This is a genomic window from Streptomyces sp. NPDC004266, from assembly GCF_042874095.1.
Classification (GTDB): domain Bacteria; phylum Actinomycetota; class Actinomycetes; order Streptomycetales; family Streptomycetaceae; genus Streptomyces.
In genome coordinates, this window is sequence record NZ_JBIAMM010000012.1 from 157,718 (window position 1) to 171,977 (window position 14,260).

The following is a 14,260-nucleotide window of genomic DNA, read 5'->3' on the forward strand; positions in this document are numbered from 1 at the left end:
TCGGTAGTCTCTCGAACAGTCCGACGACGCAGGCCTGTGAAATGTGAGGCGCCGGGGGCGTCGAAGGAACGAGATCCACGTCACACCGGGGAAGCAGGGAGCAGCCGCGATCATGAGCACCTCCGACGAGCCGGTGCGCGACGGGGCCGAGCCGGACCTCGGCGTGGTCGTCGGCGAGCGGCGCCGGCTGATCAACCTCGGCTACCGGCTGCTCGGTTCGCTGGCGGAGGCCGAGGACGCCGTGCAGGAGACGTACGCCCGCTGGTACGCGATGTCGCCTCGGCAGCGGGAGGCCGTCGAGTCGCCGGAAGCATGGCTGACGACGGTGGCCGGCCGTGTCTGTCTGGACATGCTCGGCTCGGCGCGGGTCCGCCGCGAGCGCTACGTCGGCGCGTGGATACCGGAGCCGCTGCCCGACCGCACGGAGTGGGCCGACGGGCGGGCGGACGACGGGCGGTCCGGGCCGGCCGACCCCGCCGACCGGGTCACCCTGGACGAGTCGGTGAACATGGCGTTCCTCGTCGTGCTGGAGTCGATGACGCCGGCCGAGCGCGTGGCGTTCATCCTGCACGACGTCTTCACGTACCCCTTCGCCGAGGTCGCCGAGATCGTCGGCCGGTCGCCCGCCGCCTGCAGGCAGTTGGCGTCCTCGGCCCGTCGCCGGATCCGCGCCGACGGGAGGCCCGCCGGGCCGCCGGCCGGACAGGCGGCCCTGGTACGGGACTTCAAGGAGGCGTGGGAGGCCAAGGACATCAAGGCCCTCGTGGGCCTCCTCGCCCCCGACGCCACGATGACGGCCGACGGCGGCGGTCTGGTCGGCGCCGCGCTGCGTCCCGTCGAGGGCGGCGCGCTCATCGCCCGGTACATCGTCCACTTCGCCGACAAGGCCCCGGGGCTGGAGCTCCTCGAGCGTACGGTGAACGGCGTGCCGGGCCTGGTGGCCCGGCACTCGGGCGTCCCCGTGACCGTGGCGGCGTTCGACTTGGCCGACGGCCGCATCAGCCGCATCTGGGTGGTCCGGAACCCGGAGAAGCTCCGGGCGTGGACGGACGGCGCAGGGAGTTGACTCCTTCACCGAGTCGCCGACCTGCCGCGTTCCCCGCTTCGCTCCGGCAGGGGGAACGCGGGAGATCCCCGCTCCGCGTCGATCCGTACCGCCGGTGGGCGGATCCCTCTCACGCGGTGGGAGACAGCTGCTCGCGCACCCATGCGGGATCGGGGTTGACGAACGGCCGGCCCGCGACGACGACCGTCGGCACGGTCTCGTCGCCACCGTTCGCCGCCCGCACCACCGCCGCGCCGGCCGGGTCCCGCCAGATGTCGACCCAGTACAACCGGCGCGCGCGGCGGCCCAGTCGGAGGCGCAGCCGCAGGCAGTACCTGCAGCCGGGCCGCCAGTAGACGATCGGGCGGCCGTCGGCCGCACTGAGACGCTGCGCCTCCGACGCCTCTGTCGTCCTCGGGAAGACCAGAGGCGAGTGGGCGGCGGCGAGCACCACGAACAACACCAGGAACACCGCGGCTCGCACGGGTCTCCCGTCGGCTGTCGACCCCGCCGCGGCGAGCGCACCGCAGAGCAGGAACAACACCGGCAACATCCACACACGCGTCATGTCGACGCAGGTTACCGACCCGCTCAGGGCGTGGCGACGGGCCGGCCCGGTCGGGGGCGAGCCACGCGGGCCCTCTCGTGCCCGGTGCCGGGATCGAAGCTCGTGACGGTGCCCCTACCACTCCCCCGTGGCGTGTACGGGCCCGCAGCTTCCCGCCGAGCACCCCTGCCGTGACAGGGCCTCGCGTGATCCGGGAGACCGGCCGGGACCCGCCCGTCGGACGGCCGTCCCGAGCAGGGCCGCGAGCCGGCGAGGAAGAGGGCGCCGGGGATGCCCTTCGGGGTCGGCGAGGCGGCCCGCGAGGACGGAGGTCGGGGCGGCGGCGTTCGCGGAGACGGTGCCGAACAGGCCCGCGGCGAGCGCGCCGGCGGCGACGGTACCGGTCAGGACACGGGTGCGCAGGGTCGTCTTCTTCACGATCACCGGCTCCTCGGGCATCAACCCCCTCGGGGGTTCGGGAAGCTCCGCGTTCCCGCTCCGACCTCCTTCCTGGTGGCGGTCACGGCCCTCTCCGGGCGGCCTACGGGCTCCGGTGGGCGCATCCGGCGGACGACACGGGGGTCGACCGATCGGTCGATGCGGAATGGAATCATCCGGATAGCCTGGGCTCGGGACGACGGTCGGCTGCGAGGAGGAACGGTGCGGATGGACAGGCGGTCGCCGATCGACGCGGAGGCGGCCGACCCGGACGCCGGCTGGCTCGCGACCGTGATGCACGTGGCGTTCTTCGTCCTGCTCTGTTCGTCGCTGACCCGCTACCTGATCGTCCACCCCGGCGCCCCCACGACCCCCTGGGTGATCGTCCTCGCCCTCGCGCTGGCCCTGCTGTACGTCCTCGGTCCGGTCCTCGGCCCGCAGCAGGCCGACGGACGCCAGGCTCCCGCCGGCACCGCCTCCAGGGTCTGGCTGGCGGCCGTCATCGGAGTGTGGTTCGCCCTCGTGGTCCTCGCGCCCAGCTTCGGATGGTGCGTCGTACCGCTGCTCTACACCAGCCTGCGCTCCCTGCGCACCCGGTCCGCGATCGTCCTGGTCGCGCTGATCACCCTGTGCGTCGTGGGCGCCCAGCTGAAACTACGGCTCCGTTTCGGCTTCGACCCGAACCTGATGTTCGCCCCGTTCGCCGGGGCCGCCGTCGCCACCGCCGTCTTTGTTCATTCCCAGCGGCAGGCCGACCGGCTGCGGGCGGTCATCATCGACCTCGTACGGACCCGTCGGGAGCTCGCCGCGACCGAGCGCCGCGAGGGCACCCTCGCGGAGCGCCAGCGGCTGTCCATGGAGATCCACGACACCCTCGCCCAGGGCCTGTCCAGCCAGCAGATGCTGCTCCAGGCCGCCGACCGCCTCTGGGACACCGACCCGGCCGCCGCCCGCCGCCACATCCGTACGGCCGAGTCCGTCGCCGAGCACAACCTCGCCGAGGCCCGCCGCTTCGTGCACGATCTCGCCCGGCCGACCTCGCCGGAGGCGGCGGCCTCGAAGAGGCCCTGCGCGCCCTCGCGGAGCGGGAGTCCTCCGAGACCCTCCGGATCCGCTTCCATCAGGACGGCACGCCCGCCGCCCTTCCCGACCGCGTACAGGCGGCCCTGCTGCGGATCGCCCAGGGCGCGCTGGCCAACATCCGCGAACACGCCGACGCCGGCACGGCGGCGCTGACCCTCAGTCACCTGGACGACCGGGTGGTCCTGGACATCGCCGACGACGGCCGCGGCTTCGACCCCGTCGAGAGGCCCGGGGGCGTACGCGGCCACGGGCTGCCCGCCATGCACGCGCGTGTCCGGCAGCTCGGCGGCGAGCTCATGGTCGAATCGACACCGGGCGAGGGGACGGTCCTGACGGCCGTGATCCCCCTGTCGCCACCGTCCTGACGGCCGTAGCCCCTCTGTCGCCGCCGTCCTGACCGGGCGCGACTCTGTCGCACCTTCTCGACCGGGCGCGGCTCTGTCGCCACCTTCTCGACCGGGCGCGGCCCGACGGCGCGGCGCCCGACGGGCGCGGCGACTACTCGCCCGCCCCGGAGAAGCTCACCCGCACCGCGACCAGGGCTCCCGTGGCGTCCAGGTCGGCCGACACCGGAAACCAGCCGTCGCCCCAGCTCGTCATGGCGCAGAGCAGGCGGGCGTCGCCGACGTCCACGGTCCCGGACTCCACGTCGGAGGCACGGACCTGGCGCATGACCTGCCAGTGATGGGAGTGGGGCCGGAAGTCCACCATCATGCGCAGCCCCTTCTCCTCCTTCCAGCTCTGCAGGGCGCGGGCCTTCTCGATCGCCTCCGGGACGGTCAGTCCGACCCATCCCCTGACGCCGTCCTCGCCGGGCTCGCCCAGTTCCGGCGCTCCGAACACGGCGGCGGCCTCCTCCGCGGCCGCCCCCCAGAAGGCGACATCGGCCAGGCCGTCCACCGGCTCGTCGTGCCGCCAGTCGTTCAGGGCCGCGGCATCGCCGAAGAGGACGCGGGCCCGGTCGACGCCGATGTCCCCCAGGCGCACGGTGGTCACCGGGCGGGCGTCGCTCATCCGGACGCGCATCTCGGACCAGCGAGGACCGATGCCGTCGCCGAAGTCGACGCGCGAAGCCTGCACCGGCAGACGACGATCGCGGGGCACTCCTCCCACCGCGACGACGGGCAGCCCGAACATCAGGAAACCGCCACCGCCTCCGGCGGCCGTGCGCCGCGCCCGGTGGGCATGCGGTTCGCGCCCGGGCACCGCCTCCAGGCGGGCATCGAGGCCCGCGGTCCGGCAGTGCTCCGCGAACAGGGCCTCCAGCTCCGCCACCCGGGAGGCCGGGATGTCGTACAGCATGGCACCCGGCTGCCGGTCGAAGCCGCGGGCCGCCGCCGGGGCGTCGGGGCCCACGACGGCGAAGTCGACCGAGTCGCGTACGTCGGCGGCCGTCGCCGGATCGTCGATGCCCAGCACGGCGGGGTCGGTCTCCGCCGGCGACCGCTCCCCGCTCCACAGCCCCAGATGGCCGCCGTCGACGACGACCAGGACCCCCGAGGGGCAGTTGATCTCACCGAGCCTGAAGATCTCTTCCACGACGGTGAGTTTACGGCCACCCGTCAGGCCGCCCGCCGGTGCGCGGGCACGGCCTCGACGGAGGCGTACCGGAACCGGGAGAAGTCCCTCCGGCCGCGACGCGCCGGGCTGAACCCCCTCATGAGACCACCCGCCGTATGGGCCGCGCCCGTTCCGGTGGAATGGCCGAACTGTGCGTAGACCAGATAGGTGCCTGAGGCATGTAGTGGAGGCGGCAACACAGTCCCTGCCATCGATGCGCCCCCAGCGAGGCCCCCGTGACGAAAGCCGTGGCGTTCCCCCAGGACCGGACCTGCCCCTATCACCCGCCCACCGCCTATCCCCGGACCGAGGAGGAGCGCCCGCTGACGCGGGTCACCCTGTGGGACGGAAGGCCGGTGTGGCTCGTCACCGGACACGCGGCCGCCCGCTCGCTCCTCGCGGACCAGCGGCTGTCCACCGACTCGACCCGTGACGACTTCCCGCTGCCGACGGAGCGCGCCACGGCCGTGCGCAGGCGCCGGCGCGCGGCGCTGCTCGGCTGGGACGACCCCGAGCACAACGCCCAGCGGCGGCTGTTGATCCCCAGCTTCACCCTCAAGCGCGCCGAGACCCTGCGGCCCCGCATCCAGGAGACCGTGGACCGGCTCCTCGACGCGATGGAGGCGCAGGGGCCGCCGGCGGAGCTGGTGAGCTCGTTCGCCCTGCCCGTGCCGTCGATCGTCATCTGCGGCCTGCTCGGCGTGCCGTACGCGGACCACGACTTCTTCGAGGAGCAGTCGCGGCGGCTGCTGCGCGGCCCGACGGCCGCGGACACCGAGGACGCGCTGGCCCGGCTGGAGGACTACCTCGGCGACCTGATCGACCGCAAGCGCCGGAAGCCCGGCGACGGCGTCCTCGACGACCTGGTGGCACGCGGGTCCGACGGCGGCCCCGAGCGCGGGGAACTGGTGCAGCTCGCCACGATCCTGCTGGTGGCCGGGCACGAGACCACGGCGAACATGATCTCCCTGGGCACGTACACCCTGCTGCGCCACCCGGAGCGGCTGGCGGAGCTGCGGGCGGACCCCGGGCTCGTACCGACCGCCGTCGAGGAGCTGCTGCGGTTCCTGTCGATCGCCGACGGACTGCTGCGGGTGGCGCGGGAGGACATCGATGTCGCCGGGACGGTGATCCGGGCGGGCGAGGGCGTGGTCTTCTCCACCTCGGTCATCAACAGGGACGCCTCCGCGTACAGCGATCCGGACACCCTCGACTGGGCCCGGTCCGCCCGCCATCACGTGGCGTTCGGCTTCGGCATCCACCAGTGCCTCGGGCAGAACCTCGCCCGCGCGGAGCTGGAGATCGCGCTCGGGACGCTCCTGCGCCGGCTGCCGGGGCTCCGGCTGGCCGTCCCGGCCGAGGAGATCCCGTTCAAGCCGGGCGACACGATCCAGGGGATGCTCGAACTCCCCGTCACGTGGTGAAAGGAGCGAGGCGGAACATGACGAAGGAAGCGGTGCCCGTGCGCGTGTCGATCGACGCGGACGTCTGCATCGGCGCGGGGCAGTGCGCCCTGACCTCCCCGGAGGTCTTCACCCAGGACGACGACGGATTCGGGACGGTCGTCCCGGGCCGGGAGGACGGCACCGGGACACTGGTCCGCGAGGCGGCACGCGCCTGCCCGGTGCAGGCGATCACCCTCCACGACCTCGCCGACGAGCCGTATGCGTGACAGCGGCCGACCAGGGCGATGAGGAGGCGGCACCGTCACGGGCCGACGGTGCCGGCTCCTTCCGGAGCGAGCCGCGCGTGTCGGTCGCGAGCCCCCGTCGAGACGGAGCACGCGACCCGGCACGCCCTGGAGCACGCGCTCTCGGCCGCGAACCCCGCGCGCCCTCGACCGAGGACGCCGTCGTCGACGACAGACCCCGCACCGGAAGCGAACCCGGCGCATAGGGTGGCGGCATGTCACTGGGTCACGTCGTTCTCTCGTCCGGTCGTTCGATCCGGCTCACCGAGCTGCGGATGTCTTCGACCTACGGCGGGATGCTGGAGGGCTACCCGTGCAAGCGCATCAACGACCTGAAGGTCGATTGGCTTCAGCGGCAGGCCGAACGCGCCTTCTCCTCCACCCCGGTTCATCTCGTTCCGCCCTCCCGCGAGCATCCGGACGAGCCCGCCGGCGCCTTCGGTCCCGTCGAGGTGTTGCCTCCCGTGTTCTGCGTCGGTGTCTTCCACTCCACGGCGCTCGACCCCGCGATGGACGGTTCCACCCTCGCCGTCGCCTGGTTCCAGCCCCTCCCGGAGGTGCCGGCGGGCGAGGACGCGGATCCCGCGCTTCGCGGCGTTCGCTGGGAGGAACTGGCCCAGGACTACGAGCTGTAGCAGCGTGTGCGGGTCGCGACGAGCGCGGTGGCCTCGTCGCCGGCCGCGGGCCCGTCGTGGCGAGCGGCCACGGACCGGTGGCACTTGGGGCGGTCGATCCCGTACACGAGGGGGCGGACACGCGGTCGACGCCGGGACGGCGGCTCCGGACGCGTCACATCGCCCGGCGTCTGCTCAGCTCGGTGAGCCGGGCGCGCAGTTGCCCGCCGTCGTGCAGACAGGCACCACTCCCGTCCCCCGGAAGGTCGATTCCGTGGAGGAGGCCCAGCGCCCACCAGGACGCGTCGTCCCGGTCGGGCCCGTCGCCGGCCATCCACCGCGCGGCCCGGCGGTCGGCTTCGTCCCGGGTCGGACGGCCCTCGACGGGCGCGGCGAGGCACTCCTCGATCTCGTCGAGCGTCGGTCGGAGGCCGACATCCACGCCCTGACCGTACACGCGGAGCGAACGCGGGCCGACACGGCACCCGACCATGCCGGAGCGGGGTCCCGGCGCGGACCGACCTCCGCGCCCGGAGGGTCGGACCGCGTGGTCCCGACCTGTTCGTATTCCTTGTCGAGCCATCGGGATCCCTATCGGAGACATTGGTTTCCCCATTGGATACCCATGAGTCTCCGACCTACTGTCGAGGGCGTCGCCGCACCGACGACCTCGCCGGAGAACGCCACTCGGGTCAGAGTGTCAGTGTGCGCACCCCCGTCTCCGGGCCCCGGCCGGGCCCCCCATTCCCTGGAGCTCCTTCATGTCGAAGATCCTTTTCGTGATGACCGGTGTCGACCACTGGACGCTGGCCGACGGCACCAAGCACCCGACCGGGTTCTGGGCCGAGGAGGTCGTCGCGCCGTACGAGGCCTTCGCGGCCGCCGGTCACGAGGTCGTCGTCGCCACGCCCGGCGGTGTCGTTCCGACCGTCGACGCGGGCAGCCTCGCCCCCGAGGTCAACGGGGGCCGGGAAGGCGCGGACAAGGTCGCCGCGGCGCTCGCCTCCATCGGCGAGATCCAGCACCCCATCAGGCTGGAGGACGCCCGTCCGGCCGATTACGACGCCGTCTTCTACCCCGGGGGCCACGGCCCCATGGAGGACCTCGCCGTGAACGCCGCCTCCGGCGGACTGCTGGTCGACACCCTGCGCTCGGGCAAGCCCCTGGGCGTCGTGTGCCACGGGCCCGCCGCGCTTCTCGCGGCCACCGACGCCGACGGCTCGAACGCCTTCGCCGGACGCAAGGTCGCCGCCTTCACCAACGCCGAGGAGACCCAGGCGGGGCTCGCCGACAAGGCGAAGTGGCTGCTGGAGACCCGGCTCGTCGAGGCCGGCGTGGACGTCCAGGTCGGCGAGCCCTGGGCGCCGCACGTGGTGGTCGACGGCAACCTGGTCACCGGCCAGAACCCGTCCTCCTCCGCCCCGCTCGCCGCCGAGCTGCTCAAGAAGCTGGGCTGACCCCCCACGGGCAAGACCCCGGCTCGCCGCGCGCCCGCACGACCGGGCGCGCGCGGGCCTGGACAGGGGTGCCTCGCCTCACTACCCTCCTCCCCACTTAATCAATTAGTTGACTAGTAGTGGGGATGTCCATGAAGTCTTTCCGTCAGGCCGTCGAGGCGAACGACCACGCGGCGATCGAGGCACTCCTCGCCGAGGACGTCGTCTTCACCAGCCCCGTGGCCTTCAAGCCCTACCCGGGCAAGGCCATCACCGCGGCCGTCCTGCGCGGGGTGTCCCGCGTCCTCACCGATTTCCGCTACGTCCGGGAGGTCACCGGCGAGGACGGCCGCGACCACGCCCTCGTCTTCGAGGCGCGCGTCGGCGACCGCGCCATCACCGGCTGCGACTTCCTCCACCTGAACGAGCAGGGCCTCATCGACGACTTCATGGTCATGGTCCGGCCGCTGTCCGCCGCACAGGCGCTGGCCGAGGCGATGGGGGCGCAGTTCGACCGCATCGCCGCCGAGGCCCTCGGCACCTCACCCTCCGCCGGGGCCGCCGAGGCGGACCCGGCGTGAGCGGTGACTACGACGCCGTCGTCATCGGCGCCGGAAACGCCGGCCTGACCGCGGCCGCCACCCTCCAGCAGGCGGGGGTACGGACCCTCCTGGTCGAGCGGCACAACGTGCCGGGCGGCTGCGCCACCTCCTTCCGGCGGGGGCGGTACGAGTTCGAGGTGGCGCTGCACCAGCTCTCCGGCATCGGGGCGGAGGGCCAGGCGTTCTCGCTGCGCGGGCTGTTCGAGCGGCTCGGCATCGCCGGCGAGCTGGACTTCGTACGGGAGCACGATCTGTACCGGGCGGTGGTGCCCGGCCGGTTCGACGTGACCCTGCCGGCGGAGTGGGGTGCCGCCGCCGACGCCCTGGAGGAGGCCTTCCCGGGAAACCGCGCCCGCGTCGAGAGGTTCTTCGAACTCGTGCGGAACGTCGCCTTCTGGCAGGTCGCCGCGGTGCGCGGCACCCCGGCCGAGCAGCTCGACCCGGTGCTCTTCCGGCAGGCCCTGCGCCCGGCCCAGGACGTGCTCGACGAGCACTTCACGGACGAGGACCTCAAGGCCGTGCTCTCCGTCTACTGGACGTACGTCGGCCAGCCCCCCTCCCGGATGGCCTTCCAGGACCTGGCGACGGTGCTGTTCGCCTACTTCGAGTTCAAGCCCTGGCACGTGCGCGGCGGTTCGCAGGCGATGTCCACCGCCATCCTGGGCGCCTTCCTCCGGGCGGGCGGCGAGGTGCGTTTCCACACCGCCGTCGAGGCCGTGCTGACCCGCGGCGGTCGGGTCGTCGGCGTGCGCCTCGACGACGGCGAGGAGATCGGCGCCGCCGACGTCGTCTCCAACGCCTCCCTGCCGGTCACCTACGGCATGCTCGAAGGGACCGACCTCCCCGGCGCCGTCCGCGCCGACCTGGCGAGCCGCCGCCTCGGGGTGTCGGGCTTCGTGCTGCACATGGGCCTCGACGCGACTCCGGCCGAGCTCGGCTTCACCACCAGCACCAGTTTCGTCAGCGTCGACACCGACCACGACCGGACCTACGCCTCGATGCGCTCCCTGGAGCCGGTCCGGGGCGTCTGCGTCAGCTCGTACGACGTGGCGCCCATCGGCTTCGCCCCCGCCGGTGCCACGCACGTCAGTCTGATGACGCTGCAGTACGCCGACGCGTGGGACGCGGTCCCCGCCGAGGCGTACGCGCGCGTGAAGTACGACTACGCACAGACGCTCCTCGACCTCGTCGAGCACATCGCCCCCGGCATCCGGGACGCGATCGAGGAGGTCGACGTCGCCACGCCGCTGACCCTGGCCCGCTACCTCGGCCACCCCGGCGGCGCGATCTACGGCTACGACCAGGACGCCACCGACAGCTGGCAGTTCCGCGACAGCGAGCGCCGCAGCCACGTGCCCGGCCTCCATCTGGCGGGCTCGTGGTCCTCCATGGGCGGCTTCCAGCCGGCTCTCGAAGCGGGCGCGCGCGTGGCCCGCCGTCTCGTCCGGGCCCTGGCCGCCTGATCCCCACCGCCGACCGCACCCCGCGGAGAACACGGAGAGCACCGTGAAGCACCCCCTCGCCGCCCTCTTCGACGGCGCCGAACGGATCGAGGGCGAGATCGCCTCCCGGAAGGCCGCCGCACACGACACCTCGTCGCAGGAGATCGCGTCACACGGCGGCCCGGCGCACGGCCCCCGTACCGCCGACCCCGTCCTCCGGACGCGCCGCACGACCGACGCGCACCACCCCGAGCGGCTCGCCCTGGTGGTCTCCGAGGTGGTCGAGGAGACGTCGAGCACCCGTACCTTCCGGCTGCGCCGCCCCGACGGCGGCGACCTGCCGCCGTTCCTCGCCGGGCAGTACGTGGCGGTGCACGCCGACGGAACCAGCCGCCCGTACGCGATCTCCTCCAGCCCCGCGCGGCTCGACCACTACGACCTGACGGTGCGCCGGGTCCCCGGCGGGCGGATCAGCAACCACCTCGTCGACAGCCTCGCCCCGGGCGACCCGCTGACCACCAGCGGGTCCCTCGGCACCTTCCACCACAACCCCCTCTTCCACGGCGACGACCTCGTCTTCCTGGCCGGCGGCTCCGGTGTCGTCCCGGCCATGAGCATGATGCGCGAGATCGTCGACCGTGCTCTGGCGCGCCGCTTCCACCTCCTCTACGGCTCTCGCGACCTCGGCGACATCCCGTTCCGCGAGGAGCTCGACGCGCTCGCCGCCGACGACCCCCGCATCCGGGTCGACCACGTCGTCCAGGACCCGGACACCGCATGGGCCGGCCCCACGGGTCTCCTCACCGCAGGACTGATCCACGCTCTCGCCGGGCCGCTCGACGGACGCATGGTGTACGTGTGCGGGCCGCAAGCCCTCTACCCGTACGCCCTGGACTAGCTCACCGGCCTCGGCCACCCGCGCCGCCGCATCCGCTTCGAGGCCAACGGCGCACCCGCCGACCCCACGCGGCAGGCCCACTGGCCTGCCGGCACGGACGCCGCCGAGGAGGTCTCGGTCACCGCCCGTGGCGCCACCTTCCGCACCCGCCGCGGCCGCCCCCTGCTCGACGCCCTGGAGGACGCCGGCATCCGCCCCGAGGCGGCGTGCCGGTCGGGCGAGTGCGGCCTCTGCCGCCTCCGGGTCGTCAAGGGCTCCGTCCACAACGCCGAGGAGGCCCGGCTGCGCCTGTCGGACCCGCCGGCCGGCTACACCCACTCCTGCGTGGCCTACCCGCTCACGGACGTCGAGCTCGACGTCTGACCCCACCGGGCCGCAGAGGGCGGTGCCCGGCAGGCGTGCGGGGCGGTTCAGTCCAGGTACGCGGCCACCAGCGTGGCGAAGTCCTCCGGGGTGAGGACCTCGACGCCCAGTTCCGCGGCCTTGACGGCCTTCGAGCTCGGCTTGCCGTTCGCCGACGGCGCCGCGACCAGGTACGTGGTCCTGGAGTTCACGCCGCTGCCCGCGCGCCCGCCGGCCTTCTCGATGAGCGCGACCGTCTCGGAGCGCCCCCAGCCGTGCAGGGGACCGGTCATCTTCCCCGTCACGACGACGGTCTTCCCGCTCAGCGGTCCGTCGACCGTGTCCTCGGCCTTCTCCGGTCCCGGCTCGGTCATGCCGACGCCCGCCGCGATCAGCTTGTCGATCACCGGGGCGAGCGCGGCGACCTGCTCCACGATGACCGGCGCCTTCTCCGGGCCTATGCCCTCGACCTCCTGCAGGGCGGCGGCGTCGGCCGCCCGGATGGCCTCCATCGTGCCGAAGTACGCGGCGATGCGCCGGGACATGCTGCGGCCGGTGCCCGGCACGCCGAGCGCGCAGAAGACGCGGCTGAGGGGGCGGGACCTGGCGAGCCGGATCTGCTCCGCCAGCTTCGCGCCCCGCTTGGCGCTGCCGGAGGCGGCGGCGAGCTGCTCCTCGGTGAGGGTGAACAGGTCGGCGACGTCACCGACGACACCGGCGGCGATCAGCGCGTCGACGTACTTCCGGCCGAGGCCGTCGATGTCGAGGATGTCGCGCCCGGCGACGTACTCGATCAGCGGCGCGAGCGCACAGGCCGTGCCCTTCGCACAGCGCCACCGCTCCTGGCTCTTGTCGATCTCCCCGCCGCAGTGGGGGCACGCCTCGGGCAGCGGCACCGGGACGGCGCCCTCGGGACGGAGCTCGACGACGGCGGCCCGGACGCGCGGGATGATGTCGCCGGCCTTGTGGACGGTCACGGTGTCCCCGATGTGGAGGTCCCGCCGCAGGATGTCGGCGGGGTTGTGCAGGGTGGCGCGGGTGACGGTGGAGCCGTCGAGCTCCACGGCGGCGAGCACGGCGGTCGGGGCGAGCACACCCGTACGGCCCACTTCCCAGAACACGTCCTGAAGGACGGTCTGACGCTCGACGGCCGCGAGCTTGTAGGCGATCGCCCAGTAGGGGAAACGGCTGCCGAAGCCCGCCGCCGCCTGCTCCGCGGCGCTGTCGGCCTTGATGACGACGCCGTCGATGCCGAACGGCAGGCTCGCGCGCATCGCGGCGATCGCGTCGACCCTCCGCTGGGCCTCGGCGAGGGTGGCGACCACGTGCAGTCCGGCGGGGGTCGCCGCCGTCGTCCGCACCCCGGCTTCCGCCACCGCGGCCAGGGTCTCGGCGTGACCGGCCCCGGCGGGCAGGAACGCCCGGCCGTCGAGGTCGACGGCGCCGTACGCCCAGAACGTCATGGCCAGACGGTAGGGCCGGTCCTTCGCCCGCAGCGTGCCGGCGGCGCCGTTGCGCGGATTGGCGAAGACGTCTCCGCCGTGGGCGATCCGTATCTCGTTCGCGGCCTCGAACTGCTCCTGCGTGAAGAGGACTTCGCCGCGCGCCTCGAAGGTGGCGGGGACGGGCAGCTGCTCGGGGAGGCCCACGATCGTCCCGATGACGTGGCTGACGTCCTCGCCCTGCGTGCCGTCGCCGCGGGTGATGATCTGCACCAGTCGTCCGTCACGGTACCGGGCGGCGACGGCCGCGCCGTCCATCTTCGGCTCGACGGTGAATCCTCCCGCCGGCTCGTGCCCGAGCCTGCGCCGGAGCGAGGCGCCCCAGGCGACGAGCCCCTCGGGCGCGAAGACGTTGTCGAGGCTGAGCAGCCGTGTGGTGTGCGCGACGTCGCCGGCCGGGGCGGCGCCGTCGGCGACCTGGTCCGCGGGCGAGTCCGGAGCGACGTCCTCGGGGTGCTCCGCCTCCCAGGCCTTCACGTCGAGCCGCAGCCGGTCGTACGTGGCGTCGTCCATGACGCTGTAGCCCGCGCCGAAGTACGTGCGGGACGCGTCGCGCAGACGCTCGATGGCGGCCTCGTACGCGGCACGGCTGGACAGGCTGAAGTGCGCCTCAACGGCGGGCGTTGTCGTCATGCCCGTCATCCTGTCGCAGGGGTCTGACAACGCTCCCGTGCGCCGCCCGGCACCTGGCCGGCGCCCACTGGGCGCCGATCAGCCGTACTGGGCGGGCCGTGTGTCCCACCTGGGCGTCGGGGTCGCGCACGACGGCGCGAGCCCGTCCGTGGAGTCCCTGTCGGCGGCGCTGGAGACGGCCCTCGCTCCCGAGACCCTCGCCCGCGCCACGGCGGTGGCGGGCACGATCCGTCCGGACGGGGCGGCGGTGGCCGCGAAGCCGTTGTTCGACGCGGTCGGCTGAGTGGCGGCCGTGCGCGTCGGCCCGAGACGGGCGTGGACGTCGAGCGGGCCGGACTCTTCGGTGCCGGTCCGAGGCCCGGCCCGTCGACGACCGCCCGCGGCATGGGAACGCGTCACACGCCGGCCCCCGTGCGGTCGGGGCCGGC

Annotated in this window: 14 protein-coding genes and 2 pseudogenes; 11 read left to right on the top strand and 5 right to left on the bottom strand. The window is 73.5% G+C overall.

Going from position 1 to position 14,260, the window contains the following annotated elements; translation table 11 throughout:
* The first annotated feature begins 112 nt into the window (after window positions 1-112).
* Window positions 113-1,066, top strand: a complete 954-nt coding sequence (gene sigJ, locus ACFYUZ_RS27120; protein WP_389313451.1) for an RNA polymerase sigma factor SigJ — start codon at window positions 113-115, stop codon at window positions 1,064-1,066.
* A 109-nt stretch (window positions 1,067-1,175) separates the two neighbouring features.
* Here the strand turns inward: sigJ and ACFYUZ_RS27125 are convergent, their stop codons facing one another.
* Window positions 1,176-1,613, bottom strand: coding sequence for a glutaredoxin domain-containing protein (locus ACFYUZ_RS27125; protein ID WP_389313453.1), 438 nt, complete (start codon window positions 1,611-1,613; stop codon window positions 1,176-1,178).
* Between the two features lie 114 nt (window positions 1,614-1,727).
* Window positions 1,728-2,030 (bottom strand): hypothetical protein, encoded by a 303-nt coding sequence (locus ACFYUZ_RS27130; protein ID WP_389313454.1) that lies wholly within the window; start codon window positions 2,028-2,030, stop codon window positions 1,728-1,730.
* Between the two features lie 228 nt (window positions 2,031-2,258).
* On the opposite strand from ACFYUZ_RS27130, the pseudogene ACFYUZ_RS27135 reads away from it, so the two are divergent.
* Window positions 2,259-3,478 (top strand): annotated as a pseudogene (locus ACFYUZ_RS27135) (sensor histidine kinase).
* 133 nt (window positions 3,479-3,611) lie between these two features.
* Here ACFYUZ_RS27135 and ACFYUZ_RS27140 read toward each other — a convergent pair.
* Window positions 3,612-4,652: a hypothetical protein gene (locus ACFYUZ_RS27140; protein ID WP_389313456.1), complete on the bottom strand. Its 1,041-nt coding sequence runs from the start codon at window positions 4,650-4,652 to the stop codon at window positions 3,612-3,614.
* Window positions 4,653-4,909: 257 nt separating this feature from the next.
* Between ACFYUZ_RS27140 and ACFYUZ_RS27145 the strand changes: the two genes are divergently transcribed.
* The 3 genes from ACFYUZ_RS27145 to ACFYUZ_RS27155 all read left to right on the top strand — a co-directional run bounded on the left by ACFYUZ_RS27145 (window position 4,910) and on the right by ACFYUZ_RS27155 (window position 6,998).
* Window positions 4,910-6,097 (top strand): cytochrome P450, encoded by a 1,188-nt coding sequence (locus tag ACFYUZ_RS27145; protein WP_389313458.1) that lies wholly within the window; start codon window positions 4,910-4,912, stop codon window positions 6,095-6,097.
* 38 nt (window positions 6,098-6,135) lie between these two features.
* Window positions 6,136-6,345, top strand: a complete 210-nt coding sequence (locus ACFYUZ_RS27150) for a ferredoxin (protein WP_389313682.1) — start codon at window positions 6,136-6,138, stop codon at window positions 6,343-6,345.
* Window positions 6,346-6,578: 233 nt separating this feature from the next.
* The gene (locus ACFYUZ_RS27155; protein ID WP_389313460.1) at window positions 6,579-6,998 is read left to right on the top strand and encodes a hypothetical protein; all 420 of its coding nucleotides are present in this window, start codon (window positions 6,579-6,581) and stop codon (window positions 6,996-6,998) included.
* A gap of 154 nt (window positions 6,999-7,152) precedes the next feature.
* On the opposite strand, the gene ACFYUZ_RS27160 is transcribed toward ACFYUZ_RS27155, so the two are convergent.
* Complete coding sequence (locus ACFYUZ_RS27160) at window positions 7,153-7,419, bottom strand: hypothetical protein (RefSeq protein ID WP_389313461.1); 267 nt, start codon at window positions 7,417-7,419, stop codon at window positions 7,153-7,155.
* Between the two features lie 319 nt (window positions 7,420-7,738).
* Here ACFYUZ_RS27160 and ACFYUZ_RS27165 point away from each other — a divergent pair, with 319 nt between their 5' ends.
* The 5 genes from ACFYUZ_RS27165 (at window position 7,739) to ACFYUZ_RS27185 (ending at window position 11,718) form a co-directional block, all read left to right on the top strand.
* Window positions 7,739-8,434: a type 1 glutamine amidotransferase domain-containing protein gene (locus tag ACFYUZ_RS27165; protein WP_389313463.1), complete on the top strand. Its 696-nt coding sequence runs from the start codon at window positions 7,739-7,741 to the stop codon at window positions 8,432-8,434.
* 131 nt (window positions 8,435-8,565) lie between these two features.
* The gene (locus ACFYUZ_RS27170) at window positions 8,566-8,994 is read left to right on the top strand and encodes a nuclear transport factor 2 family protein (RefSeq protein WP_389313464.1); all 429 of its coding nucleotides are present in this window, start codon (window positions 8,566-8,568) and stop codon (window positions 8,992-8,994) included.
* On the top strand, window positions 8,991-10,478 hold the full coding sequence (locus tag ACFYUZ_RS27175) for a phytoene desaturase family protein (protein WP_389313466.1): 1,488 nt from the start codon (window positions 8,991-8,993) through the stop codon (window positions 10,476-10,478). The genes ACFYUZ_RS27170 and ACFYUZ_RS27175 overlap by 4 nt, the downstream gene beginning before the upstream one ends.
* A 43-nt stretch (window positions 10,479-10,521) precedes the next feature.
* Window positions 10,522-11,355, top strand: a complete 834-nt coding sequence (locus ACFYUZ_RS27180) for a ferredoxin reductase (protein ID WP_389313467.1) — start codon at window positions 10,522-10,524, stop codon at window positions 11,353-11,355.
* Between the two features lie 30 nt (window positions 11,356-11,385).
* Window positions 11,386-11,718 (top strand): 2Fe-2S iron-sulfur cluster-binding protein, encoded by a 333-nt coding sequence (locus ACFYUZ_RS27185; RefSeq protein ID WP_389313683.1) that lies wholly within the window; start codon window positions 11,386-11,388, stop codon window positions 11,716-11,718.
* A gap of 47 nt (window positions 11,719-11,765) precedes the next feature.
* Here ACFYUZ_RS27185 and ligA read toward each other — a convergent pair whose 3' ends face one another.
* Window positions 11,766-13,832: an NAD-dependent DNA ligase LigA gene (gene ligA, locus ACFYUZ_RS27190; protein ID WP_389313469.1), complete on the bottom strand. Its 2,067-nt coding sequence runs from the start codon at window positions 13,830-13,832 to the stop codon at window positions 11,766-11,768.
* 64 nt (window positions 13,833-13,896) lie between these two features.
* Here ligA and ACFYUZ_RS27195 point away from each other — a divergent pair.
* Window positions 13,897-14,115, top strand: a pseudogene (locus ACFYUZ_RS27195) (glycosyltransferase); the annotation flags it as partial.
* Between the last annotated feature and the right edge of the window lie 145 nt (window positions 14,116-14,260).